This window comes from Pseudomonas sp. GD03875 (genome assembly GCF_029840585.1).
Lineage (GTDB): Bacteria > Pseudomonadota > Gammaproteobacteria > Pseudomonadales > Pseudomonadaceae > Aquipseudomonas > Aquipseudomonas paralcaligenes.
The window spans coordinates 20,121-42,690 of the sequence record NZ_JAOCCV010000006.1 but is presented as its reverse complement, the minus strand read 5'-3'; the positions used below and the strand labels follow the sequence as shown (position 1 = coordinate 42,690).

Below are 22,570 nucleotides of genomic sequence, written 5' to 3'. Positions count from 1 at the left end.
TGTTCGGGTTATCGGTAGCGGAGCCGCGGTCTTGAGCGTCCGCTGCCGACCCGGAGCCGCTTGATCCTGGATCACGGGGAAAGGCGAGGCGGAATTATGCACGCACTGATCAGGATATTGCACGCATCGCGTTTTGACAGAACCTGATCGTTCGGGCAGAGTTCTGCGCTTTTTTGCGGACGGTCTGCCTTGTCCGCGGTTTCGGAGTCTGTCTATGAACGCAGTGGTGGCCGCCGTCGGCATCATGCTGGCCCTCAGTCTGTGCCGGGTGCACGTGGTGATCGCGCTGATCGCCGGTGCCCTGGCCGGCGGCATGATCGGCGGGCTCGACCTGCAGGCCAGCCTCGCGGCCTTCAACAAGGGGCTGGGCGGCGGCGCCAACGTGGCGCTGTCCTATGCGCTGCTCGGCGCCTTCGCCGTGGCCATTTCCAGGTCCGGCCTGGCTCACGCCCTGGCGGACAAGGCCCTGGCCCTGGTCGGCCGCCAGCAGGCACGCGGCGGCGACCTGGTGGGCTGGCTGCTGATAGGCCTGCTGCTGGCGGTGTCGGTGTCGTCGCAGAACATCCTGCCGATCCACATCGCCTTCATTCCGCTGCTGGTGCCGCCGCTGCTGTACGTGATGGCGCGCCTGCGCATGGACCGCCGCCTGGTGGCCTGCGTGATCACCTTCGGCCTGATCACCCCCTACATCTTCCTGCCGGTGGGCTTCGGCAACATCTACCTGAACGAGATCCTGCTCGCCAGCGTGCGCAAGGGCGGGGTGGACACCACCGGCGTCAGCGTCACCCTGGCCATGCTGCTGCCGGCCCTGGGCATGCTCTGCGGGCTGCTGGTGGCGGTGTTCCTCAGCTACCGGGGCAAGCGCGACTACGACCTCGCCCGCATCGAGCAGGTGGAGAACGTCGCCGTGCAGTACAACCCCTACAGCCTGCTGGTGGCTGGCGTGGCGGTGGCGGCCGCGTTCGCCGTGCAGCTGTGGCTGGATTCGATGATCGTCGGCGCGCTGGTCGGCTTCGTGATCTTCTCCCTGTCCGGCGTGGTGCGCTGGCGCGAGGCGGACGACCTGTTCACCGAGGGCATGAAGATGATGGCGATGATGGGCTTCATCATGATCGCCGCCGACGGCTTCGCCGAGGTGATGCGCGCCACCGGCGAGATCGACAGCCTGGTCGGCTCCGCCGCCGGCTGGATCGGCCACAGCCAGGCTCTTGGCGCGCTGATGATGCTGCTGATCGGTCTGCTGGTGACCACCGGCATCGGTTCGTCCTTCTCCAGCGTGCCCATCGTCGCGGCGATCTTCGTGCCGCTGTGCCTGCAGCTCGGCTTCAGCCCGCTGGCCATCGTCTGCATCGTCGGTACCGCCGGCGCCCTGGGCGACGCCGGCTCGCCGGTGTCCGACTCGACCCTGGGGCCGACCGCCGGCCTCAACGCCGACGGCCAGCACGACCACATCTGGGACACCGTGGTGCCGACCTTCCTGCATTACAACCTGCCGCTGCTGGCGTTCGGCTGGGCCGCGGCGCTGCTCCTGTAGCCGGCGCTTCAGCTCCGCGCCGGGATGCCGATACACCAACAACACCGCTCCGACTCAGGCGGATAACCAGAAGGAATGGGACCATGCGTCTGACCCTGAAAACCAAAGTGCTGCTGCTGGCCCTGCTGCCGGTGATCCTCTTCGCCCTGGTGCTGAGCGGCACCGTGGCGAAGGTCCTGGCCGACCTGGCGGCCGACGAGGTGGCGGAGACCCGCACGCGCCTGATCGAGGAGAGCCGCCAGGAGCTGCAGCACTACATGCAGATCGCCCTCGGCTCGGTACAGACCCTGTACGACGGCGCCAGCCAGGGCGATACGGCCAGCCGCGAGCAGGCCATCGCCATCCTCTCCAAGATCAAGTACGGCAAGGACGGCTACTTCTTCGGCTACGATTCGCAGGTGGTGCGCCTGTTCCGCGGCGACAACCCAGCGGACGTGGGCAAGAGCTTCACCGGCCGCAAGGACCCCAACGGCGTGGCCGTCAACGACGAGCTGGTGCGCGTCGCCAAGGACGCTTCCCACTACGTGCAGTACAGCTCGCCGCTGCCCACCAACGAGAGCGTGCTGGTGCCCAAGCTGGCCTACAGCTACTACCTGCCCAAGTGGGACCTGGCGCTGGGCACCGCGGTCAATCTCGATGGTGTCGAGGCCCAGGTGGCCGAGGTCCGCGAGGCGGTCGAGGAGCGCGTCGGCACCATCATCACCAGCATCCTGGTGATCGCCGCGCTGATGCTGCTGGTGCTCGGCATCAGCGGCCTGGCCCTGAGCAACGCCTTCGTGCGCCCGCTGCAGCAGATCAAGGCCAATCTGGACGACATCGCGGCCGGCGAGGGCGACCTGACCCGCCGCCTGCCGGTGGCCTGCGACGACGAACTGGGCCAGCTGGCCGGCTCGTTCAACCGTTTCGTCGAGAAGATTCACGGCCTGGTGCGCCAGATCGCGGACATGACCACCCAGCTCACCGGCCTGGTGGGCGAGGTGGCCGCCCAGGCCCAGCGCTCCGAGCAGGCCATGGAGCGCCAGCGCCACGAGACCGACCAGGTGGCTACGGCGATCAACGAGATGTCCGCCGCCGCCCACGAGGTGGCCAAGAGCGCCCAGGGCGCTGCCGAAGCCGCCCAGCAGACCGACCGCGAGGGCCAGGCCGCCAAGCAGGTGGTGGACGGCAGCATCAGCCGCATCCATGCCCTGGTCGGCGACATCCGTGACAGCGGCCAGTCGCTGGACAGCCTGCAGCAGGACGTGCAGTCCATTGTCAGCGTGCTCGACGTGATCCGCTCCATCGCCGAGCAGACCAACCTGCTGGCGCTCAACGCGGCCATCGAGGCGGCCCGCGCTGGCGAGGCCGGGCGCGGCTTCGCCGTGGTGGCCGACGAGGTGCGCGCGCTGGCCAGCCGCACCCAGCAGAGTACCCAGGAAATCCAGGGCATGATCGACCGCCTGCAGCAGGGCACCCAGGCGTCGGTCACCGCCATGCGCCGCTCCAGCGACGCCGGCGAGGACACCAGCACCCAGGCCAACCAGGCCGGCGCCTCGCTCGACGCCATCGCCGGGCTGATCGGCACCATCAACGCGATGAACGCGCAGATCGCCAGCGCCGCGGAGGAGCAGACCGCGGTAGCCGAGGAGATCAACCGCAGCGTGCACCAGATCGCCGTGGCGGTGGACAGCGTGGCCGACGAGACCCGCCATGGCGCGGCCACCGCGCGCAGCCTGTCCGACCTGGGCGAGCGCCTGGGCGGGCTGGTGCGCCAGTTCCGCATCTGACGCCGGGCGCCGCCATGGCGCCCCTGGCCATCAGAAAGGCTATGTCCCCGTTATGTGTTGGTGACGCAATCCTGCTCTTGTGGGAGTGGTTGGGCGGCATTCCGATTGGCCGCGAAATTCGCGGATAAATCCGCTCCCACAGGCGTGCAACAACTAACGGGACATAGCCATCAGAAAAGCTCGCACTTAACGGGACGGCGGAGGGACTAAACAGCATCCCTACCGCCACCGGTTCCCGTCCATGCAAACACCGCTCATCGAACAGAAGTCCTTCGTCGCCCTGCTGATCGTGGTGACCATCGCCTTCGGCTGGATACTGCTGCCGTTCTGGGGCGCGCTGTTCTGGGCGGTGGTCCTGGCGGTGCTGTTCGCGCCGCTGCAGCGGCGCCTGGCGCTGCGCTTCGGCGGGCGCGGCAACCTGTCGGCGATGGTGACGCTGGCGGTCTGCCTGCTGGTGGCGATCCTGCCGATGACCCTGATCAGCCTGGCCCTGGTCAACGAGGGCAGCGCCATCTACCAGCGCATCGAGAAGGGCGACCTGGACATCGGTGCCTACGTGGAGCGCTTCAAGAACCTGTTGCCCGGCGTGCTGCAGAACCAGCTGGACCGCTTCGGCCTGGGCGACTTCGACGCGCTGCGCGACCGCGTCGCCAAGGGCGCCATGCAGGGCAGCGAGTTCCTGGCGACCAAGGCCTTCGACATCGGCCAGAACACCTTCCAGTTCCTGGTCGGCTTCTTCGTCATGCTCTACCTGCTGTACTTCTTCCTGCGCGACGGGCCGGAACTGGTGCGCACCGTGCGCACGGCGGTGCCGCTGGAGGAGTCGCTCAAGCGCCGGCTGCAGATCAAGTTCACCCGGGTGGTACGGGCCACGGTGAAGGGCAACCTGGTGGTCGCGGCGGTGCAGGGCGCGCTGGGCGGGCTGATCTTCTGGGTATTGGGCATCTCCAGCCCGCTGCTGTGGGGCGTGCTGATGGCTTTCCTGTCGCTGCTGCCGGCGGTGGGCTGCGGGCTGGTATGGGGGCCGGTGGCGCTGTACCTGATCGCCACCGGGGCGGTGTGGCAGGGCATCGTGCTGATCGCCTTCGGTGTGCTGGTGATCGGCCTGGTGGACAACGTGCTGCGACCGATACTGGTCGGCAAGGACACGCGCATGCCGGACTATCTGGTACTGATCTCCACCCTGGGCGGGCTGACCCTGTTCGGCCTCAACGGCTTCGTCATCGGCCCGCTGATCGCCGCGCTGTTCGTTGCCAGCTGGGACCTGCACCGCAACGGTAGCGAGGCGCCCCGGTTGCCCTAGGGACTGTTGGCGCGGCGGAGCTGGAAAAGCCGACCGCGGCCGTGATGCTGTTCCAGCCATGTCCCGAGGTGAGTGCCGCGTGCTTCCGTGGGAGCGGCCTTGGCCGCGAAGCTTCGGTGTCGGCCCTGTTCGCGGACAAGTCCGCTCCCACAGGGTTTGTGCCCGCCAACAACCGCCGGCTCAGACATGGCTTTCACTGGAGGCCGTGCGTGCTTGCCGGGCTCGCTCCTCAGGGGCTGGGGAGAAGGCCGAAAACCCCGCGAAACTGCCGGTTTCTCCTCTGCCTGACGCTCTCCCCTGAGGGGAGAGGGGAGTGAGCGTCTTCATGTGAACGGCATGACGGCCGTGGCCGGGTCTTTCATGGGCGCTGGCTCAGGGCACCACGGCCACCAGGCCGGCGTGCTGCACCAGCTCCAGCAGCGGCTGCGGGTAGACGCCGAGGACGAACACCAGCAGCGCGACGAACAGCAGCATGACGCCGCCGGTGCGCTGGCCCCAGTTGAACGGCGCGTCGTGACGCTTGAGGTTGGGCTCGGCCAGGAACAGGGTAACCATGACCCGCAGGTAGTAGAACACGCCGATGGCGCTGCCCAGGATCAAGCTGCCCAGCAGCAGCCACTGCTGCGACTCGACACCGGCGGCGACCACGTAGAACTTGCCGATGAAGCCGGCGGTCAGCGGGATGCCGGCCAGCGACAGCATCATCACGGTGAGCACGGCGGTCAGGTACGGACGGCGCCAGAACAGGCCGCGGTATTCGTACAGGGCGTCGGCGTCGCGGCCGCTGTAGGGCGTGGACATCAGGGTGATCACGCCGAACGCGCCCAGGCTGGTCAGCAGGTAGGTGGCCAGGTACACGCCGATGGCTTCCACTGCCAGGCCCTTGCTGGCGATCAGGGCGATCAGCAGGTAGCCGAAGTGGGCGATGGACGAGTAGCCGAGCAGGCGCTTGAGGTTGCTCTGCAGCAGCGCCAGCAGGTTGCCGAACAGGATCGAGGCGATGGCCAGTACGCTCAGCAGGTCGTTCAGCCAGCCGCCGCTGGTGACCGGGGATATCTGGTACAGGCGCAGCAGCACGGCGAACACCGCGACCTTGCTGGCGGTGGCCAGGAAGGCGGCGACCGGCGCCGGCGCGCCTTCGTAGACGTCCGGGGTCCACAGGTGGAAGGGCACCAGGGACAGTTTGAAGGCCAGGCCGATCAGCATCATGCCGATGCCGATCTGGGCGATCAGACTGGGCAGGCCGTTGGCCGCCAGCTGGGTGCCGATGCCGGCGAAGCTCAGGCTGCCGGACTCGGCGTAGAGCAGGGCCATGCCGAACAGCAGGAAGGCGCTGCCGGCGGCGGACAGCACCATGTACTTGATGCCGGCTTCCAGCGAACGCTTGTTGAAGAAGGCGTAGGCGATCATGCCGTAGGTCGGCACCGACAGCAGTTCCAGGCCGATGAACAGGCCGGCCAGGTGCTGCGCGCTGACCAGCACCAGGCCGCCGGCGGCGGACAGCAGCATCAGCAGGTACAGCTCTTCACGGTTGCCCGGATAGCCCTGCTTGCCCGATTCGCCGCCCAGGTAGGCGTGGGTCAGGGTGGTGCAGGCCAGCGTCGCGGCCAGCACCAGCGCCATGTAGTAGCAGGCGAACTTGTCCACCCGCATCAGCGGGGTGACCTCGATGGGCGTCACGCCGAGTGCCGGGATGATGGACAGCAGGGCGAGGTTGAGGCCCACCACCGAGAGGATGAAGGCCATGGCATGGTTGCGCTTCCAGGCGATGGCCAGCATCACCACGACGATGGTGGTGCAGGTGACCAGCAGCGGCAGCAGCGCGATGAAGTGTTGAGTCGTCAGTTCCATAGCGCTTGATTACCGGGCCGAGGCGAGTTGAGTGAGGGCGCCGCTGAACCACTGCTGCACGCCGTGCATGCTGGCGGCGGAGGTGTCGAGCACCGGTTGCGGATAGACGCCGAGCAGGATCAGCAGCGCGGCCAGGCCCAGCACCATGTACAGCTCGCGGGACTTGAGCGCTTCCAGCGGCGCATCGGACTTGGCGGGGCCGAAGTAGGCGCGGTGGATCATCGCCAGCGAGTAGACCGAGCCCAGCACCAGGCCGCAGGCGGCCAGGACCACGACCCACGGGGCGGCCGGGAAGCTGCCGATCAGGATCAGGAATTCGCCGACGAAGTTGCCGGTGCCCGGCAGGCCCAGGGCGGCGGCGGCGAAGAACAGGCTCACCGCCGGCAGCCACGGCAGGCGCGCCCAGATGCCGCCCATCTCGCGCATGTCGCGGGTGTGCAGGCGCTCGTAGAGCTGGCCGCAGAGGATGAACAGGGCGGCGGCCGACAGGCCGTGAGCCATCATCTGCACCACCGCGCCCTGCAGGGCGATGTGGCTGCCGGAGTAAATGGCGATCAGCACGAAGCCCATGTGCGAGACGCTGGAGTAGGCCACCAGGCGCTTGATGTCGGTCTGAGCGAACGACAGGAAGGCGCCGTAGGCGATGGCGAACACGCCGAGCCACATGGCGATCGGCGCGAACTCGGCCGAGGCGTTGGGGAACAGCGGCAGGGCGAAGCGCATCAGGCCGTAGGCGGCGGTCTTCAGCAGGATGCCGGCGAGGTCCACGGAGCCGGCGGTCGGCGCCTGGGCGTGGGCGTCCGGCAGCCAGGAGTGCACCGGCACCACCGGGAACTTCACCGCGAAGGCGGCGAAGAAGCCGAGCATCAGCAGGTACTCGGTACCAGCCGGCAGGTCGGTCTTCAGCAGGTCCGCGTAGTTGAAGGTCAGCACGCCGGTGGCGCTGTAGTTGACCAGCACCAGGGCGAGGATCGCCACCAGCATGATCAGGCCGCTGGCCTGGGTGAAGATGAAGAACTTGGTGGCCGCGTTGATACGCGAGTGACCCTTGCTGCCGCTATGACCCCAGAGCGCGATGAGGAAGTACATCGGCACCAGCATCATTTCCCAGAAGAAGAAGAACAGGAACAGGTCGATGGCGAGGAACACGCCGACCACGCCGCCGAGAATCCACATCAGGTTGAGGTGGAAGAAGCCGACGCGGTTCTGGATCTCGTTCCACGAGCACAGCACGGACAGCACGCCGAGCAGGCCGGTGAGGCAGATCATCAGCACCGACAGGCCGTCGAGGCCGAGGTGGATGCTGATGCCGAGACGCTCGATCCACTGGACCTTGAACTCGGCGGCCCAGACCGGATCGGCGCCGGGCGCCGGGGCCAGGCTGAAGTCGGCGCTGGCCCACAGCCACAGGCCGAGGCCGAACAGCAGGCCCATGGTCAGCAGGGCGATCCAGCGCGGCAGGGTGTTGCCGAAGCGCTCGCACTGCCAGCACAGCAGGCCGCCGATGAAGGGGATCAGGATTAGCCAGGGCAGGATCATGACGGGCTATTTTCCTTAATTCAGAAACAGGAGGGCGGCGAGCACGAGCACCGCGCCCCCGGCGATGGAGGTGGCGTACCAGCGCACCTGGCCGGTCTGGGCGCGGGCCAGCAGGCCGTTGCCGCCACGCACCAGGCGCGGCACCAGGCCGATGCCCTGGTCGATCGGGTCACGACCGAGCAGGCGGCAGATCAGCAGGTAGGGCTGCACGAACAGCTTGTCGTAGAGCCAGTCAAAGCCCCAGGCGGCGAACCACCAGGCCGACAGGAAGCGGCCCGGCGCGCTGGCGGCCACGCTGCCGACGAAGCGGCGCTTGCCGAGGAACAGCAGGGCGGCCAGGAGGATGCCGGCCAGGGCGATGGCGCCCGAGGCGATCTCCAGGCTGTGCTTGGCCTCGCCACCGGCGTGGCCGATGCTCTGCGGCAGCACGCCGGCCAGCGGCGGGGTGATCAGCGCGCCGATGAAGGTCGACAGCACGATCAGCGTGGCCAGCGGCAGGTTGTGGGCCAGGCCGTGGCCGGCATGGGCCTCGGTCTTCTGCTCGCCGTGGAAGGCGATGAAGATCAGGCGGAAGGTGTAGATCGAGGTCAGGAAGGCACCGGCCAGGCCCGCGTACAGCAGCCCGCTGTGGCCGCTGGCGAAGGCTTCCCAGAGGATCTCGTCCTTGGAGTAGAAGCCGGCGGTGACCAGCGGCAGCGCGGCCAGCGCGGCGCCGCCGACGATGAAGCTGGCGTAGGCCAGCGGAAGCTTCTTCCACAGGCCGCCCATCCTGAAGATGTTCTGCTCGTGGTGGCAGGCGTGGATCACCGCACCGGAGGCGAGGAACAGCAGGGCCTTGAAGAAGGCGTGGGTCATCAGGTGGAAGATCGCCGTGTCCCAGGCCTGCACGCCGAGGGCGAGGAACATGTAGCCGATCTGGCTCATGGTCGAGTAGGCGAGGATGCGCTTGATGTCGGTCTGCACCAGGGCGGCGAAGCCCGCCAGCACCAGGGTCACGGCGCCGACGATGCCGACCAGCTCGAGAATCTCCGGGGTCAGCAGGAACAGGCCGTTGGTGCGAGCGATTAGGTATACGCCCGCGGTCACCATGGTGGCGGCGTGGATCAGCGCGGACACCGGGGTCGGGCCGGCCATCGCGTCGGCCAGCCAAGTCTGCAGCGGCAGCTGGGCGGACTTGCCGACCGCGCCGCCGAGCAGCATCAGGGTGGCGATCCACAGCCAGTTGTCACCGGCGGCGTACTTCTGCGGCGCCAGTACCATCAGCTCCTGGATGTTCAGGGTGCCGAGGTTGAGGAACAGGATGAACAGGCCGATCATCAGGAACACGTCGCCGATGCGGGTGACGATGAAGGCCTTCAGCGCCGCGTTACCGTTGGGCACGTGCTTGTAGTAGAAGCCGATCAGCAGGTAGGAGCACAGGCCCACGCCTTCCCAGCCGAAGAACAGCACCAGCAGGTTGTCGCCGAGCACCAGCAGCAACATGCTGAAGATGAACAGGTTGGTGTAGGCGAAGAAGCGCGAGTAGCCCTCTTCGCCGCGCATGTACCAGCTGGCGAACAGGTGGATCAGGAAGCCGACGCCGGTGACCACGCCGAGCATGGTGGCGGACAGGCCGTCCAGATGCAGGGTGAAGCTCGGCGCCAGGCCGGCCACATTCATCCACTGCCACAGCTCCTGGGTGTACACGCCACCCGCCGGCGGATGGCCGAGGAACTGGAAGATCGCCCAGGCGGCGCTCAGCGCGGCCAGGCCGACCGAGCCGACGCCGATCACGGCAGCGGTGTTTTCCGAGATACGTCCGCGGGAGAAGGCCAGCAGGAACCAGCCGGCCAGCGGGAAGAGGAGGGTGAGGAATAGAAGGTTCATCCGCGCATCTCGCTGGCAGCGTCGACATCGAGGGTGTTGAAGCGGCGATACAGCTGCAGCAGGATCGCCAGGCCGATGCTGGCCTCGGCGGCTGCCAGGGTGATCACCAGAATGAACATCACCTGGCCGTCGGGCTGCACCCAGCGGCTGCCGGCGACGACGAAGGCGAGGGCGGTGGCGTTCATCATCACTTCCAGGCTCATCAGCACGAAGAGGATGTTGCGGCGCACCATCAGGCCGATCAGGCCCAGGCTGAACAGCACGGCGGCGAGGGCCAGGCCGTGTTCCAGGGGAATGGCATTCATGCGGTCGGCTCCTTGGCTTCGTGGCGACCCAGGTGGTACGCGGCGACCAGGGCGGCGAGCAGCAGCATGGAGGCCAGTTCGACCACCAGCAGGTACGGGCCGAACAGGCTGACGCCGACGGCCTTGGCGTCCACGGTTTCGAGGCCGATGGCGGCACCGCTCGGGCTGGCGAACAGGGCGTACAGCAACTGCGCCAGGAGCAGGGCGGAGAGGATGGCCGGACCGGTCCAGATGCCGGGCGTCAGCCACTTCTTCTCCTGCTCGGCGGCGGCCGGGCCGAGGTTGAGCATCATCACCACGAAGACGAACAGGACCATGATGGCGCCGGCGTAGACGATGATCTCCAGGGCGCCGGCGAATGGCGCGCCGAGGGCGAATAAGGTCATGGCTACGGCCAGCAGCGAGACGATCAGGTAGAGCAGGGCGTGCACCGGGTTGCTCCCGGTGATGACCCGCACGGTGGATGCCACGGCGACGCCCGCGGCGAGGTAGAAGGCGAATTCCACTCGAAGCTCCTTAGGGCAGCAGGCCTTTGACGTTGATCGGTTCGGCCTCGTTCTGCGCGGCGCCTTTCGGCTTGCCGGCGATGGCCATGCCGGCGACGCGGTAGAAGTTGTAGTCCGGGTTCTTGCCCGGGCCGCTGATCAGCAGGTCTTCCTTCTCGTAGACCAGGTCCTGGCGCTTGTACTCGCCCATCTCGAAGTCCGGGGTCAGCTGGATCGCGGTGGTCGGGCAGGCTTCCTCGCACAGGCCGCAGAAGATGCAGCGCGAGAAGTTGATGCGGAAGAAGTCCGGGTACCAGCGACCGTCCTCGGTCTCGGCCTTCTGCAACGAGATGCAGCCGACCGGGCAGGCCACGGCGCACAGGTTGCATGCCACGCAGCGTTCCTCGCCGTCGGGGTCGCGGGTCAGGACGATGCGGCCGCGGTAACGCGGCGGCAGGTACACCGGCTCTTCCGGGTACTGCAGGGTGTCGCGCTTGCGGAAGCCATGGCTGAAGACCATGACCAAGCTGCGCAGTTGGGTACCGGTGCCAACCACCACGTCCCATATGTACTTGAGCATTGCGTGTTTCTCCTTACTGGGCCGAGGCCAGCACGAGCGCGCCGGTCACCAGCAGGTTGATCAGAGTCAGCGGCAGGCAGAACTTCCAGCTGAACGCCATGACCTGGTCATACCGAGGGCGCGGGATCGATGCGCGCAGCAGGATGAAGATCATGATGAAGAAGCAGGTCTTGGCCGCGAACCAGATGAACGGGATCTGCGGCAGGAGGCCGAACGGGCCGTGCCAGCCGCCGAAGAACAGGGTCACCAGCAGCGCCGAGATGGTCACGATGCCGATGTACTCGCCGACGAAGAACATGCCCCATTTCATGCCGGCATATTCGATGTGGTAACCGTCGGCCAGCTCCTGCTCCGCTTCCGGCTGGTCGAACGGGTGACGGTGGGTCACGGCGACGCCGGCGATGAAGAAGGTACAGAAGCCGAAGAACTGCGGAATGATGAACCACAGGTTCTCGGCCTGGTAGTCGACGATGTCACGCATGTTGAACGAGCCGACCTGAGCCACGATGCCCATCAGCGCCAGGGCCAGGAACACCTCGTAGGAGACGGTCTGGGCCGAAGCGCGCAGGGCGCCGAGCAGGGCGAACTTGTTGTTGCTCGCCCAGCCGGCGAACAGCACGGCGTATACCGACAGACCGGCCATGGCGAAGAAGAACAGGATGCCGATGTTCAGGTCCGCGACGCCCCACTCCGGAGTGACCGGGATGATGGCGAAGGCCATCAGCATGGCGGCGAAGGCGATCATCGGCGCCAGCATGAAGATGAACTTGTCGGCGAACGGTGGCGTCCAGTCCTCCTTGAAGAACATCTTCAGCATGTCCGCGGCGATCTGGAACATGCCGAACGGGCCCACGCGGTTCGGACCGTAGCGGTCCTGCCACCAGCCCAGCAGACGGCGCTCGACGAAGCTCAGCAGCGCGCCGCAGATCACCACCACCAGCAGGATGACGATGGCCTTGAGGACGGCGACGATCACGTCGATCAGATCAGGAGTCAGCCAGCTCATTGCGCGGCCTCCTGCAGCCCGGTGGCAGTGGTACCTGCGATGGCCGCCGGAATGCCGGCGAAGCCGGCCGGCAGGCCGACCAGGCCCAGGGCCAGGTCTTCGCTGACCTTCACCGGCAGGCGCAGGGCCTGGCCGGCGACGGTCAGGCTGATCAGCGCGCCGTCGTTGACGCCCAGGCGGTCGGCCTCGGCCTTGGCCAGGGCGACGTAGGCGGGCTGGATGCGCTCCTGTACCGGTGCGGCGCGGGAGGAGTTCTCCTCGCTGCCGAACAGGTGGTACAGCGGAACGACCTGCCAGGTACCCTGGGCCGGGGCGAAGGCGCCCGGCACGGCGAACCAGGCCAGGGTCTTGCCCTGGGACTCGATCAGGCGCACGCCCGGGTCACCGGCACGCAGATGACCGCCGACCTCGTCCTGGAACTTGTTCCAGGCCTGCGGCGAGTTCCAGCCCGGCGACCAGGCGAACGGAATCTGCTGACGGTCTTCCTTGCTGCCGGCGTAGCCTTCCATGGAGAAGGCGAAGGCGGTGTCCTGGTCCTGCGGCTGGCGCGGTTCGTGCACGCTGATATTGGCGCGCATGGCGGTACGGCCGCTGTAGCGGTGCGGTTCGCGCGCCAGCTTGAGGCCCTTGATACGGAACGAGGCGCTCGGCGCGGCGTCCCTGATGCCGGCCAGCAGGCTGCTGCTGGCGGCGCAGGCGTCGGTGACCTGGTCCAGTTGGGTCCAGTCCACGGCCTTGCCCAGCAGGGTGCTGTGCAGCGCGTGCAGCCAGCGCCAGCCCTCGCGCACGAGGATGGTGCTGTCGTAGTAGCTCGGCTCGAACACCTGGAAGAAGCGCTGGGCGCGGCCTTCCTGGCTGACCAGGGTGCCATCGCCCTCGGCGAAGCTGGCGGCGGAGAGCACCAGATGGGCCTTGGCGGTGGTGGCGGTCTGCTGGTGGTCGGCGACGATCACCGCCTTGGCGACAGCCAGGGCGGCATCGACCCTGGCGGCGTCGGCGCGGCGGTACAGGTCGTTCTCCAGCACCACCACGGCGTCGGCCTGGCCGGACGTCAGGGCTTCCAGGGCGGCGTCGACGGATTCACCGCCGAACAGGGCGAGGCCCATGCTGTTGGCTTCCGGTACCACCAGGCTGATGGAGGCGTTCTTCTCGCGGTTCTTCAGGGCCTGGGCGATGTTCGCCGCGGCCTCGATGATGCTCTTCTCGCCGAGGGATGCGCCGGCCACGATCAGCGGGCGCTTGCCGGCCAGCAGGGCGTCGGCGATCAGCTGCACCAGTTCGGTGGCCTCGTCGTCCAGGCCGCTCACGGCCGGGGCGCTCGGATCGATGGCGTGGGCCACGGCGAAGCCGATACGGGCCAGGTCGGCGGGAGCTGCGTGCACGCAGGCCTCGGCGATGTCGTCCAGGCGGGTGGCGTCGACGCTGGCGATGAACAGCGGGTTCAGCGCGTCCTGGGCCACGTTCTGCACGGCGGCCATGTGCCAGTCCTGGATTTTCATCGAGGCGGCGATCTCGGTGGCCTTGCCCTTGACCGACTGGCGCAGGGCCAGGGCGACGCGCGCGGCGGTCTGGGTCAGGTCTTCGCCGAGGACGAACACGGCGTCGTGGTCCTCGATCTCGCGGATTGACGGCACCGGCAGCGGGCCGTTCTGCAGCACGTCGCGGATCAGGCGGATATTGTCCAGCTCGCGGGCGCCGATGCCGCTGTAGAAGTTGGCCTCGCCGACCAGTTCGCGCAGGGCGTAGTTGCCCTCCAGGCTGGCGCGCGGCGAGCCGATGCCGATCACGCGCTTGCCCTGCAGCAGCTCGGCGGCCTTGTCCAGCGCAGCGTCGATGCCCAGCTTCTGGCTACCCAGCAGCGGCTGGCGCGGGCGGTCTGCGCGGTTGGTGTAGCCGTAGCCGAAACGGCCACGGTCGCACAGGAAGTAGTGGTTGACCGAGCCGTTGAAGCGGTTCTCGATGCGGCGGATCTCGCCGTAGCGCTCGCCGGGGCTGATGTTGCAGCCGCTGGAGCAGCCGTGGCAGATGCTCGGGGCGAACTGCATGTCCCACTTGCGGTTGTAGCGCTCGGAGTGGGTCTTGTCGGTGAACACGCCGGTCGGGCAGACCTCGGTGAGGTTGCCGGAGAACTCGCTCTCCAGCACGCCGTCCTCGACCCGGCCGAAGTACACGTTGTCGTGCGCGCCGTAGACGCCAAGGTCGGTGCCGCCGGCATAGTCCTTGTAGTAGCGCACGCAGCGGTAGCAGGCGATGCAGCGGTTCATTTCGTGGGAGATGAACGGGCCGAGCTGCTGGTTCTGGTGGGTGCGCTTGGTGAAGCGGTACCGGCGCTGGTTGTGGCCAGTCATCACCGTCATGTCCTGCAGGTGGCAGTGACCGCCTTCCTCGCACACCGGGCAGTCGTGCGGGTGGTTGGTCATCAGCCACTCGACGACGCTGGCGCGGAAGGCCTTGGATTCTTCGTCGTCGATGCTGATCCAGGTGTTGTCGGTGGCCGGTGTCATGCAGGACATGACGATGCGGCCGCGCGTGTCGTTCTCGTCGGTGTACTGCTTCACCGCGCACTGGCGGCAGGCGCCGACGCTGCCCAGCGCCGGGTGCCAGCAGAAGTAGGGGATGTCGAGCCCGAGGGACAGACAGGCCTGCAGCAGGTTGTCCGCTCCGTCGACTTCGAAATCTTTGCCGTCTACGTGGATAGTGGCCATGGTTCAGGTTTCTTCTTACCCGCCGAAGCGGGCTTGGCTAATGGAATCACGGTTGCATCGCGGCCGCGGCCACGACGCCAATGCGTCAGGCCGGCACAAACTGCGCCGACGGTGCCGGAGCGGCCGTGCTGGCCACGCCAGCCTCGAACTCCGGACGGAAATACTTGATCGCGCTGCCCAGTGGCTCGACGGCGCCCGGTGCATGGGCGCAGAAGGTCTTGCCGGGACCGAGGAAATTGACCAGGCCGAGCAGGGTGTCGATGTCCTGCCGGGTACCTTGCTTGCGTTCCAGGGCGCGGAGGATCTTCACGCTCCACGGCAGGCCGTCACGGCAGGGCGTGCACCAGCCGCACGACTCGCGGGCGAAGAACTCTTCCATGTTGCGCAGCAGCGAGACCATGTTGATCGAGTCGTCCACGGCCAGGGCCAGGCCGGTGCCCATGCGGGTGCCGACCTTGGCGATGCCGCCGGCGAACATCGCCGCGTCCAGGTGCTCGGGCAGCAGGAAGCCGGTACCGGCGCCGCCGGGCTGCCAGCATTTCAGCGTGTAGCCGTCGCGCATGCCACCGGCGTAGTCCTCGAACAGCTCGCGGGCCGGGAGGCCGAAAGGCAGTTCCCACAGGCCGGGGTTCTTCACCTTGCCGGAGAAGCCCATCAGCTTGGTGCCCATGTCTTCGCTGCCCGGGCGGGCCAGGGTCTTGTACCAGTCCACGCCGTTGGCGACGATCGCCGGCACGTTGCACAGGGTCTCGACGTTGTTCACGCAGGTCGGCTTGCCCCATACGCCGACGGCGGCGGGGAAGGGCGGCTTGGAGCGCGGGTTGGCGCGGCGACCTTCCAGCGAGTTGATCAGCGCGGTTTCTTCGCCGCAGATATAGCGACCGGCGCCGGTGTGGACGAACAGCTCGAAGTCGAAGCCGCTGCCGAGGATGTTCTTGCCCAGCAGGCCGGCGGCCTTGGCCTCGGCGATGGCGCGATTGAGGTTGGCGGCCGCGTCGACGTATTCGCCGCGCAGGAAGATGTAGCCGCGGTAGGCCTTGAGCGCGCGCGCGGAGATCAGCATGCCTTCCACCAGCAGGTGCGGCAGCTGCTCCATGAGCATGCGGTCCTTCCAGGTGTTCGGCTCCATTTCGTCCGCGTTACACAGCAGGTAACGGATGTTCATGGATTCGTCGGCTGGCATCAGGCCCCACTTCACGCCGGTGGGGAAGCCCGCACCGCCGCGGCCCTTGAGGCCGGAGTCCTTGACCGTCTGCACGATGTCGGCCTGGGCCATTTCGGCCAGGGCCTTGCGCGCGGCGGCGTAGCCGTTCTTCGCCTGGTATTCCTCGAGCCATACCGGCTGGGCGTCGTCACGCAGGCGCCAGGTCAGCGGATGGGTCTCTTCGCTGCGGGCGATGCGGTTGGCCGGGCCGATGGAAGTCAGCGTCTTGGCGTTCATGCGTAGGGCTCCAGCAGCTTGGCGACGTTGTCGGCGCTGACGCCGCCGAAGGTGTCGTCGTCGATCATCACGGCCGGGGCCTTGTCGCAGTTGCCCAGGCAGCACACCGGCAGCAGGGTGAAACGGCCGTCGGCGGTGGTCTGGCCGGGGACGATGCCGAGCTGGTCCTTGATGCTGCCCAGCACATTCTCGTGGCCACCGACGAAGCAGGTCATGCTGTCGCACACGCGGATGATGTGGCGGCCCACCGGCACGCGGAAGATCTGACTATAGAAGGTGGCCACGCCCTCGACGTCGCTGGCGGGGATGCCGAGGATGTCGGCGATGGCATAGATGGCGCCGTCCGGCACCCAGCCACGCTGCTTCTGCACGATCTTCAGCGCCTCGATGGACGCCGCGCGCGGGTCCTCGTAGTGGTGCATCTCATGCTCGATGGCGTCGTGCTCGGCCTGGCTGAGCTCGAAGCGGTCGGTCTGGATCATGTTCTGAGAGTCTGCTGCTTGGCTCATGGTTAGCGGTCCACGTCGGCCATAACGAAATCGATGCTGCCCAGGTAGGCGATCAGGTCCGCGATCATGCTGCCGCGGATCACCGAGGGGATCTGCTGCAGGTGCGGGAAGCTGGGCGTCCGGATGCGCGTGCGGTAGCTCATGGTGCTGCCGTCGCTGGTCAGGTAGTAGCTGTTGATGCCCTTGGTCGCCTCGATCATCTGGAAGCTCTCGTTGGCCGGCATCACCGGGCCCCAGGAGACTTGCAGGAAGTGGGTGATCAGGGTCTCGATGTGCTGCAGGGTGCGTTCCTTCGGCGGCGGTGTGGTCAGCGGGTGGTCCGCCTTGTACGGGCCTTCCGGCATGTTGCGCAGGCACTGGTCGATGATGCGGATGCTCTGGCGCATCTCCTCGACACGGACCATGCAGCGGTCATAGGCATCGCCGTTGTGGGCCAGCGGCACTTCGAAGTCGAAGTGCTGGTAGCCGGAGTACGGGCGTGCCTTGCGCAGGTCGAAGTCCAGGCCGGTGGAGCGCAGGCCGGCGCCGGTGACACCCCATTCCAGCGCTTCCTTGGTGTTGTACTGGGCGACGCCGATGGTGCGGCCCTTGAGGATGCTGTTCTGCAGGGCGGCCTTGGTGTACTCGTCGAGGCGCTTGGGCAGCCAGTCGACGAATTCCTTGACCAGCTTGTCCCAGCCACGCGGCAGGTCGTGGGCGACGCCGCCGATGCGGTACCAGGCCGGGTGCAGGCGGAAGCCGGTGATGGCCTCGATCACCTTGTAGGCGCGCTGGCGGTCGGTGAAGGTGAAGAACACCGGGGTCATGGCGCCGACGTCCTGGATATAGGTACCCAGGAACAGCAGGTGGCTGGTGATGCGGAAGAACTCGGCCAGCATCACGCGGATGAAGTCGACGCGATCCGGCACCTTGATCCCGGCCAGCTTCTCGACCGAGAGCACGTAGGGCAGGTTGTTCATCACCCCACCGAGGTAGTCGATACGGTCGGTGTAGGGGATGAAGCTGTGCCAGGACTGGCGCTCGGCCATCTTCTCGGCGCCACGGTGGTGGTAGCCGATGTCCGGGACGCAGTCGATGATCTCTTCGCCGTCCAGCTGCAGGATGATGCGGAACGCACCGTGGGCGGACGGGTGGTTCGGGCCGAGGTTGAGGAACATGTAGTCCTCGTGCTCGCCCTGGCGCTTCATGCCCCAGTCTTCCGGCCTGAAGCGCGCGGCTTCTTCTTCCAGCTGCTGTTTGGCCAGGGTCAGGCTGAACGGATCGAATTCGGTGGCGCGCGCCGGGTAGTCCTTGCGCAGCGGGTGACCTTCCCAGGTCGGCGGCATCATGATGCGGGTCAGGTGCGGGTGACCCTGGAAAGTGATGCCGTACAGGTCCCAGACCTCACGCTCATACCAGTTGGCGTTGGGCCAGATGCCGGTGACGGTAGGGACGTTGAGATCGCCTTCCTTGAGCGCGACCTTGATCATGATGTCGCTGTTACGCTCGACCGACAGCAGGTGGTAGAACACGGTGAAGTCGGCGCCCGGCAGGCCGCGGCGCTGGGTGCGCAGGCGCTCGTCGACGCCATGCAGGTCGTACAGCATGACGTAGGGGCGCGGCAGGTTGCGCAGGAAAGTCAGCACGTTGATCAGCTGATCGCGGGCGACCCACAGCACCGGCATGCCGGTGCGGGTGCTCTGGACGGTAAAGGTCTCGGCACCGAAACGGGAGTTCAGTTCGACCACCACGTCCTGGTCGTCGGCCTTGTAGGGTGGAACGGACAGAATGCTGTCTGCAGTCATGGTCTCGGTCGCTATCGGCGGTGTGCGGCGTCAGTGAGCGGGCGCAAGGGCCGGCTCACACTTCGTCTGGGCTGCGCAGGTTGGTCACAGCGATACGCTGCTCGCGGCGCTGTTCCTTCTGCGACGGCATTTCGGCACGGTAGATGCCTTGGTCGCCGACGACCCAGGAAAGCGGACGGCGCTCCTGGCCGATGGATTCCTGCAGCAGCATCAGGCCTTGCAGGAATGCCTCGGGGCGGGGCGGGCAGCCGGGGATGTAGACGTCCACGGGGAGGAACTTGTCGACCCCCTGGACCACCGAGTAGATGTCGTACATGCCGCCGGAATTCGCGCACGAACCCATGGAGATCACCCACTTGGGCTCCAGCATCTGCTCGTAGAGGCGCTGGATGACGGGCGCCATCTTGATGAAGCAGGTGCCGGCGATGACCATGAAGTCGGCCTGGCGCGGTGACGCACGGATGACTTCGGCACCGAAGCGGGCGATGTCGTGCGGGGCGGTGAAGGCCGTGGTCATTTCCACGTAGCAGCAGGACAGGCCGAAGTTGTACGGCCACAGGGAGTTCTTGCGACCCCAGTTCACCGCACCGCTGAGAACATCTTCGAGCTTGCCCATGAAGATGTTCTTGTGGACCTGATCTTCCAGAAGTGGATCGGCTACGGTCTCCCGCTCGCCGATCGGATATTGCTCGTTCGGAGCATCCGGATCGATCCGAGTAAGTTTGTATTGCATCGCCAAAGCCTCATTGTTTTAGCTTCGCCTGCCGATTGCGACGGCCTTCGGGTGCCCAGTCGAGCGCGCCGATACGCCAAAGATAGACAAGACCAGCCAACAGAATTGCTATGAAAACTGTAGCTTCGATCAGACCGGCCCAGCCGCTTTCGCGTACCGAGACTGCCCAAGCGAAGAGAAAGAGGGCTTCAACGTCGAAGATCACGAAGAGCATCGCGACCAGATAGAACTTTGCCGAAAGGCGAAGGCGTGCACTGCCGACCGGCAGCATGCCCGACTCGAAGGGATCGTTCTTGCTGCGTCCCCAGGCCTTGCTGCCGAGCAGGCTGGATAGACCGAGCATGAAGGCGATGAGTCCGAAGACCCCGAGCAGGAATACAGCGAAGGCCCAGTTATGGGACATGGTCGTTACCGCATCAGGCATTGCCGGTGCTCCTTGGGTAAAGGGGCGGCTTTTCTAGTAATGGTAGAGCAACCTGGTAGGGCTGCCCTGCAATTTGGTGGCGGCAATTTTATGCGTGCCTGACGTGGTAAGTAAATTTTTCCGAATAAAAAAATGAACGGCGAGACGCCGCCATTTTCTCCGAAAATCCTTCTGCGCCGCGTACTGCGGGCGCTACGCGGGAGTTTACTCCTTTGGTCTTATGGTTCTTTTCATCCGTGAATGACGCCTTTGTGAAAGAGTTTGTCGGTAATTGTTTACAGTGAGTCGCATTTATCCGCCATGAAAGATGATGGAGCGCATTGATTGAAAGTCGGTTTTCTATTTGCGCTGGCCGATATGGCCGGGCAAACCGGCTCGGCTGTCGATGGCGAATATCAGGGCGCCGCCACTCAGCGCGGCGATGGCCTCGTCGCGGTCAGCGTTCGCCAGGACCAAGCAGCCGTGGCTGCGTCCCGCCACGCCATGCTGGCGGACGAAGTCTTCCTCCATGTAGTCGCGGGCATGCACGACGATGGCCCGTCGTTCGGCATTGGCATTGCTTTCGCTCAGGCCCTGCAGACGCATGGACAGTCCGTGGCCGGGTTCGTCGCTGACATAGACGGAGCCAGTACGGAACACGCCGAGCGAACTGGCGTGGCTGCCCTCGATATCGGAGAAGGTGTCGGCGAAGCCATCGTGGTCGGGGTCGGAGCCGCTGCCGTGGGACACGCGATAGCTGTCCAGCAGGCGCAGGGTGCTGCGCTCGAACAGCAGGAATCGGGGCTGGCTGGAGTGCCGGGCGTAATCCACCACGGCAAAGTGCCGGTGGCGCTCGCCGCGCAGTTGATCGAGGATGTGATCCGCCGCACCGGGCAGCAGCTGCCGCAGGTCGCTGGCGACGGCGCCGTGGCAGGCGAGGCAGAGCAGGCAGGTGAGCAGGAAGTTGCGCATGATCGCTTCCGGGCGGGAAGCGCTCTTGTTACGCCAGCGCAGCTCGATCTTGCAAGAGGCGGAAACGAAGAAGCCCCGGCATCGCTGCCGGGGCTTCCCCTGATAACACCTGCGGCCAGGCCGCAGAGCCGGTTCCTATTAGTGGAACTGGTTCATGGTGTTGTCTTTACCGCTGGCTTTCAGAGCAGCTTCGCCAGCGAAGTACTCTTTGTGGTTGTCGCCGATGTCGGAACCAGCCATGTTCTGGTGCTTGACGCAGGCGATGCCCTGACGCAGTTCCTGACGCTGAACGCCTTTCACGTAGGCCAGCATGCCCTGGTCGGCGAAGTAGCCTTTGGCCAGGTTGTCGGTCGACAGAGCGGCGGTGTGGTAGGTCGGCAGGGTGATCAGGTGGTGGAAGATGCCGGCGTGGGCCGAACCGTCGCGCTGGAAGGTGCGGATCTTCTCGTCGGCAACCTGGGCCAGTTCGGTCTCGTCGTAGTCGACGCTCATCAGCTTGGCGCGGTCGTAGGCGGAGACGTCTTTGCCTTCGGCAGCGAAAGCGTCGAACACTTGCTGACGGAAGTTCAGGGTCCAGTTGAAGGACGGGCTGTTGTTGTAGACCAGCTTGGCGTTCGGGATCACTTTGCGGATCTCGTCAACCATGCCTTTGATCTGGCCAACGTGCGGCTTCTCGGTCTCGATCCACAGCAGGTCGGCGCCGTTCTGCAGCGAGGTGATGCAGTCCAGGACGCAGCGAGCTTCGCCGGTGCCGGCGCGGAACTGGAACAGGTTGGACGGCAGACGCTTCGGACGCAGCAGCTTGCCGCCACGGTTGATCACGACGTCGCCGTTGCCCAGGTCGGCAGCGGAAACTTCTTCGCAATCCAGGAAGGCGTTGTACTGGTCGCCCAGGTCGCCCGGCTCTTTGGTCACGGCGATCTGCTTGGTCAGGCCGGCGCCCAGGGAGTCGGTACGAGCGACGATCACGCCGTTGTCGATGCCCAGTTCCAGGAAGGCGTAGCGAACAGCGGCGATCTTGGCCAGGAAGTCGGCGTGGGGAACGGTCACTTTACCGTCCTGGTGGCCGCACTGCTTCTCGTCGGAAACCTGGTTCTCGATCTGGATGCAGCAGGCGCCTGCTTCGATCATGCGCTTGGCCAGCAGGTAGGTGGCTTCCGGGTTGCCGAAACCGGCATCGATGTCGGCGATGATCGGGACGATGTGGGTTTCGAAGTTATCGATCTGCGACTGGATTTCAGCGGCCTTGGCGTTGTCGCCAGCTTCGCGAGCGGCGTCCAGGGCGGTGAACAGCAGATCCAGCTCGCGGGAGTCGGCCTGGCGCAGGAAGGTGTACAGCTCTTCGATCAGGTCGGAGACGGCGGTCTTCTCGTGCATCGACTGGTCCGGCAGCGGGCCGAAGTCGGAGCGCAGGGCAGCGACCATCCAGCCGGACAGGTAGAGGTAGCGCTTGTCGGTGGTCTTCAGGTGCTTCTTGATGGCGATCAGCTTCTGCTGACCGATGAAGCCGTGCCAGCAGCCCAGGGACTGAGTGTACTTGGACGAGTCGGCGTCGTACTCGGCCATGTCTTTGCGCATGATGTCAGCGGTGTACTGGGCGATTTCCAGACCGGTCTTGAAGCGGTTCTGAGCGCGCATGCGAGCGACGGACTCAGGGTTGATCGCGCTCCAGCTGCTGCCTGCGGCTTCTTTCAGAGCGGCAACGGCTTTGATGTCGTTTTGATAAGCTGACATGGTCAATCCTTCAAAGTATGAGTTTGGTTGAGCACCGACTTCCCACCCAAAACC

18 protein-coding genes are annotated in these 22,570 nt (G+C 66.0%); 3 read left to right on the top strand and 15 right to left on the bottom strand.

Translation table 11 applies throughout. The annotated features are described in order from the left end of the window. Positions 1–214: 214 nt before the first annotated feature. From N5D30_RS06860 to N5D30_RS06850, 3 genes are all read left to right on the top strand, one after another. Positions 215–1,534, top strand: a complete 1,320-nt coding sequence (locus N5D30_RS06860; RefSeq protein WP_279908299.1) for a Na+/H+ antiporter family protein — start codon at positions 215–217, stop codon at positions 1,532–1,534. Positions 1,535–1,617: 83 nt separating this feature from the next. Continuing rightward, on the top strand, positions 1,618–3,300 hold the full coding sequence (locus N5D30_RS06855; RefSeq protein ID WP_279908298.1) for a methyl-accepting chemotaxis protein: 1,683 nt from the start codon (positions 1,618–1,620) through the stop codon (positions 3,298–3,300). Positions 3,301–3,541: 241 nt separating this feature from the next. After that, complete coding sequence (locus N5D30_RS06850; RefSeq protein ID WP_279908297.1) at positions 3,542–4,603, top strand: AI-2E family transporter; 1,062 nt, start codon at positions 3,542–3,544, stop codon at positions 4,601–4,603. 372 nt (positions 4,604–4,975) lie between these two features. Here the strand turns inward: N5D30_RS06850 and nuoN are convergent, their stop codons facing one another. From nuoN to N5D30_RS06775, 15 genes are all read right to left on the bottom strand, one after another. Then, positions 4,976–6,454 (bottom strand): NADH-quinone oxidoreductase subunit NuoN, encoded by a 1,479-nt coding sequence (nuoN, locus tag N5D30_RS06845; protein ID WP_279908296.1) that lies wholly within the window; start codon positions 6,452–6,454, stop codon positions 4,976–4,978. A gap of 9 nt (positions 6,455–6,463) precedes the next feature. Beyond that, complete coding sequence (gene nuoM / locus N5D30_RS06840) at positions 6,464–7,993, bottom strand: NADH-quinone oxidoreductase subunit M (RefSeq protein ID WP_220813179.1); 1,530 nt, start codon at positions 7,991–7,993, stop codon at positions 6,464–6,466. A gap of 15 nt (positions 7,994–8,008) precedes the next feature. Further along, on the bottom strand, positions 8,009–9,859 hold the full coding sequence (gene nuoL / locus N5D30_RS06835) for an NADH-quinone oxidoreductase subunit L (protein WP_279908295.1): 1,851 nt from the start codon (positions 9,857–9,859) through the stop codon (positions 8,009–8,011). Beyond that, positions 9,856–10,164 carry an NADH-quinone oxidoreductase subunit NuoK gene (gene nuoK / locus N5D30_RS06830; protein WP_076429156.1) on the bottom strand — a complete coding sequence of 103 codons (309 nt, stop codon included), beginning with the start codon at positions 10,162–10,164 and terminating at the stop codon, positions 9,856–9,858. The genes nuoL and nuoK overlap by 4 nt, the downstream gene beginning before the upstream one ends. Then, positions 10,161–10,670, bottom strand: coding sequence for an NADH-quinone oxidoreductase subunit J (nuoJ, locus tag N5D30_RS06825; protein ID WP_279908294.1), 510 nt, complete (start codon positions 10,668–10,670; stop codon positions 10,161–10,163). Before nuoJ ends, nuoK begins: the two co-directional genes overlap by 4 nt. Positions 10,671–10,680: 10 nt before the next feature. Further along, the gene (gene nuoI, locus N5D30_RS06820) at positions 10,681–11,229 is read right to left on the bottom strand and encodes an NADH-quinone oxidoreductase subunit NuoI (RefSeq protein WP_279908293.1); all 549 of its coding nucleotides are present in this window, start codon (positions 11,227–11,229) and stop codon (positions 10,681–10,683) included. A 13-nt stretch (positions 11,230–11,242) separates the two neighbouring features. Then, on the bottom strand, positions 11,243–12,235 hold the full coding sequence (gene nuoH / locus N5D30_RS06815) for an NADH-quinone oxidoreductase subunit NuoH (RefSeq protein WP_279908292.1): 993 nt from the start codon (positions 12,233–12,235) through the stop codon (positions 11,243–11,245). Continuing rightward, positions 12,232–14,940 (bottom strand): NADH-quinone oxidoreductase subunit NuoG, encoded by a 2,709-nt coding sequence (gene nuoG, locus N5D30_RS06810; protein ID WP_279908291.1) that lies wholly within the window; start codon positions 14,938–14,940, stop codon positions 12,232–12,234. The genes nuoH and nuoG overlap by 4 nt, the downstream gene beginning before the upstream one ends. An 85-nt stretch (positions 14,941–15,025) precedes the next feature. Beyond that, positions 15,026–16,381, bottom strand: a complete 1,356-nt coding sequence (nuoF, locus tag N5D30_RS06805) for an NADH-quinone oxidoreductase subunit NuoF (protein WP_279908289.1) — start codon at positions 16,379–16,381, stop codon at positions 15,026–15,028. Then, complete coding sequence (gene nuoE / locus N5D30_RS06800) at positions 16,378–16,890, bottom strand: NADH-quinone oxidoreductase subunit NuoE (protein ID WP_279902045.1); 513 nt, start codon at positions 16,888–16,890, stop codon at positions 16,378–16,380. The genes nuoF and nuoE overlap by 4 nt, the downstream gene beginning before the upstream one ends. 2 nt (positions 16,891–16,892) lie before the next feature. Next, the gene (gene nuoC / locus N5D30_RS06795) at positions 16,893–18,674 is read right to left on the bottom strand and encodes an NADH-quinone oxidoreductase subunit C/D (RefSeq protein WP_220813171.1); all 1,782 of its coding nucleotides are present in this window, start codon (positions 18,672–18,674) and stop codon (positions 16,893–16,895) included. Positions 18,675–18,729: 55 nt separating this feature from the next. Then, a complete protein-coding gene (locus N5D30_RS06790; protein WP_220813170.1) occupies positions 18,730–19,407 on the bottom strand; it encodes an NADH-quinone oxidoreductase subunit B in 678 nt (225 codons plus the stop codon). A 10-nt stretch (positions 19,408–19,417) separates the two neighbouring features. After that, positions 19,418–19,831 (bottom strand): NADH-quinone oxidoreductase subunit A, encoded by a 414-nt coding sequence (locus N5D30_RS06785; RefSeq protein ID WP_021700254.1) that lies wholly within the window; start codon positions 19,829–19,831, stop codon positions 19,418–19,420. A 339-nt stretch (positions 19,832–20,170) separates the two neighbouring features. After that, a complete protein-coding gene (locus N5D30_RS06780) occupies positions 20,171–20,782 on the bottom strand; it encodes a murein L,D-transpeptidase catalytic domain-containing protein (RefSeq protein ID WP_279908288.1) in 612 nt (203 codons plus the stop codon). A 138-nt stretch (positions 20,783–20,920) separates the two neighbouring features. Next, the gene (locus N5D30_RS06775) at positions 20,921–22,516 is read right to left on the bottom strand and encodes an isocitrate lyase (RefSeq protein ID WP_220813168.1); all 1,596 of its coding nucleotides are present in this window, start codon (positions 22,514–22,516) and stop codon (positions 20,921–20,923) included. Positions 22,517–22,570: the final 54 nt, after the last annotated feature.

Bases quoted from the DNA above. Each gene is read 5' to 3' on its own strand.
- N5D30_RS06855 (WP_279908298.1), top strand. From the start codon at position 1,618: ATGCGTCTGACCCTGAAAACCAAAGTGCTGCTGCTGGCCCTGCTGCCG.
- nuoL (WP_279908295.1), bottom strand. From the start codon at position 9,859: ATGAACCTTCTATTCCTCACCCTCCTCTTCCCGCTGGCCGGCTGGTTC.
- nuoC (WP_220813171.1), bottom strand. From the start codon at position 18,674: ATGACTGCAGACAGCATTCTGTCCGTTCCACCCTACAAGGCCGACGAC.
- nuoK (WP_076429156.1), bottom strand. From the start codon at position 10,164: ATGAATGCCATTCCCCTGGAACACGGCCTGGCCCTCGCCGCCGTGCTG.
- N5D30_RS06850 (WP_279908297.1), top strand. From the start codon at position 3,542: ATGCAAACACCGCTCATCGAACAGAAGTCCTTCGTCGCCCTGCTGATC.
- N5D30_RS06860 (WP_279908299.1), top strand. From the start codon at position 215: ATGAACGCAGTGGTGGCCGCCGTCGGCATCATGCTGGCCCTCAGTCTG.
- N5D30_RS06780 (WP_279908288.1), bottom strand. From the start codon at position 20,782: ATGCGCAACTTCCTGCTCACCTGCCTGCTCTGCCTCGCCTGCCACGGC.
- nuoE (WP_279902045.1), bottom strand. From the start codon at position 16,890: ATGAGCCAAGCAGCAGACTCTCAGAACATGATCCAGACCGACCGCTTC.
- nuoI (WP_279908293.1), bottom strand. From the start codon at position 11,229: ATGCTCAAGTACATATGGGACGTGGTGGTTGGCACCGGTACCCAACTG.
- nuoF (WP_279908289.1), bottom strand. From the start codon at position 16,381: ATGAACGCCAAGACGCTGACTTCCATCGGCCCGGCCAACCGCATCGCC.
- N5D30_RS06785 (WP_021700254.1), bottom strand. From the start codon at position 19,831: ATGCCTGATGCGGTAACGACCATGTCCCATAACTGGGCCTTCGCTGTA.
- N5D30_RS06790 (WP_220813170.1), bottom strand. From the start codon at position 19,407: ATGCAATACAAACTTACTCGGATCGATCCGGATGCTCCGAACGAGCAA.
- nuoM (WP_220813179.1), bottom strand. From the start codon at position 7,993: ATGATCCTGCCCTGGCTAATCCTGATCCCCTTCATCGGCGGCCTGCTG.
- nuoN (WP_279908296.1), bottom strand. From the start codon at position 6,454: ATGGAACTGACGACTCAACACTTCATCGCGCTGCTGCCGCTGCTGGTC.
- nuoG (WP_279908291.1), bottom strand. From the start codon at position 14,940: ATGGCCACTATCCACGTAGACGGCAAAGATTTCGAAGTCGACGGAGCG.
- nuoH (WP_279908292.1), bottom strand. From the start codon at position 12,235: ATGAGCTGGCTGACTCCTGATCTGATCGACGTGATCGTCGCCGTCCTC.
- N5D30_RS06775 (WP_220813168.1), bottom strand. From the start codon at position 22,516: ATGTCAGCTTATCAAAACGACATCAAAGCCGTTGCCGCTCTGAAAGAA.